The 1,969-nt window shown below is 51.4% G+C and carries 1 protein-coding gene; it reads right to left on the bottom strand.

Features of this window, described 5'->3' with window-relative positions; all coding sequences use genetic code 11:
• Positions 1 to 15: 15 nt before the first annotated feature.
• The coding region (locus QMN93_RS25780) for a Tn3 family transposase (RefSeq protein ID WP_323620233.1) at positions 16 to 1,969 on the bottom strand (1,954 nt) is incomplete at its 5' end.

Raw genomic sequence — 1,969 nt, 5'->3', positions numbered from 1 at the left:
CCTCCGGGGTTGTGTTTACCCCATGATTGCACAAGAGTTAATCAGGCGCATAATCAGGGGAAGTCCCTTCCATTCGTTAAGGCTATTTTTTGACCTTTCGACTTTAGCGGGTCTCAACCGACGAAACTTACCGGAAGCCGGTATCCGGTTGCTTTTCCAGATATAATCGCCTGTCAGATTGATATGCTCCCAGCCTAGCGGGGACAAATGCGACAGCAATTGATCGTTGATCTTCACCCCTTTACGCTTCAGGGCATCGACCGCTCTTTCCATATAGACGGTATTCCACAGCGAGATAGCTGCCGTCAGCAGCGTCAGTCCACTGGCGCGATAGCTCTGATTTTCCGGTTTACGATCCCTGATTTCACCCAGACGGTGCAGGAATACCGCGCGCGCCAGCGCGTTACGGGCTTCTCCTTTATTCAGTCCCGCCTGGACCCGCCGACGAAGTGCCGGATCGCGGAACCAGTCGATCATAAACAGCGTTCGTTCAATACGGCCAATTTCTCTCAGTGCTTTGGCAAGTCCATTTTGCTTTGAGTAGCTGGCAAGCTTTTTCAGCATCAGGGATGCCGTCACTGTTCCCTGCTTTATCGAGGTTGCCAGACGCAACACTTCACGCCAGTGAATTTCGATCTCTTTCAGGTTCAGGCTGGTCGTTGATATCAGTGACTGAAGCGCCGGGTACTGGTCTGCTTTCCCTTTGATAAACAGCTTCTTGTCATGGAGATCCCTGATTCGCGGACAGAACGCAAATCCCAGCAGATGCATCAGGGCAAAGACATGATCGGTGAAACCCGCGGTATCGGTGTAATGCTCCCTGATTTTCAGGTCACTTTCGTGGTACAGCAAGCCATCGAGAACATGGGTTGAATCCCTGACCCGACTTATTATGCAGGTGTAAAACGGGCTGTATTGATCCGAAATATGGGTATAAAACTGTCGTCCGGGCTCCTGCCCATATTTCGGGTTAACCTGTCCTGCGTAGCGGCCAGTGCTGCCTGTTCTGAAATTCTGTCCATCTGATGATGATGTTGTCCCGTCTCCCCAGAATGCCGCCAGCGGCCTTTTCCCCTGCGCGTTTACCAGTTCTGCAAGGGCGGCTGAATAGGTTTCGTCGCGGATGTACCATGCCTGAATATCTTCAAGTGATGATTTGGTACTCCCGGGGCAGGCTTCTGCCATTTTTGTCAGGCCAAGATTGATGCCATCCGCAAGAATGGTGGTGAGAAGCAGGCGGGTATCGGGACGGGTAATGTCATTTTTTATATGCGAAAAATGTCGGGTAAACGTCGTCCAGCCGTTTACCTCATCGAGAATTTCCGTGATTTTAGGGCGCGGTAGCATGCTGTAAACCAGCTCTGCCAGCGGTGAAACCTGCGCCGGTACGCAGTTATCCAGCGGAGAGACTTTTACGCCCCTGTCGGAAATTTCCACATCGGGCAGTTCACCAAGGGCTGCCATGGCATTGACCTCTTCAAGTCTGGACTGAAGCAGGGTCATACGGCTGGTAATGTACTCATGGTAATCAGCAGATACGGGCAGTGGCAGCGCCGGAGTGAGTTTGTCAAAGTCCTTTTCGGGAATGAGGTAATCATCAAAATTTTTGTAGCGCCGTGAGCCTTTAACCCAGATGTCCCCGGAGCGCAACGCTCCCTTAAGCTCGCTGAGCGCACAAAATTCATAATACTGCCGATCAATACCCGCAGGTGTAATCACCACCCTGTGCCAGCTTTCAGGGACAAACTCAAGCGGCGCAGTCGCCGGAACTTTACGTGAGTGCTTCAGGTACATATCCTTGATCACAACCAGCGCATCAGCCAGAGGTTGCGCTGCCGGGGTTGCGACTAACTGTAAAGTGGATAACATGCGTGGGGCATATTTCCGTAATATGCTGTATTTCTCGGTAATAATATGCAGCGGGTCAAAATTATTTTTTCTGGCGAGATGGCGTGTTTCCTCCAGACTG

Source organism: Enterobacter sp. R-1.6.2 (genome assembly GCF_035064085.1).
GTDB classification, from domain to species: Bacteria; Pseudomonadota; Gammaproteobacteria; order Enterobacterales; family Enterobacteriaceae; genus Enterobacter; species Enterobacter asburiae_B.
Note: the sequence above shows the minus strand (reverse complement) of the source record. Positions and strands in the feature narration are given on the sequence as shown.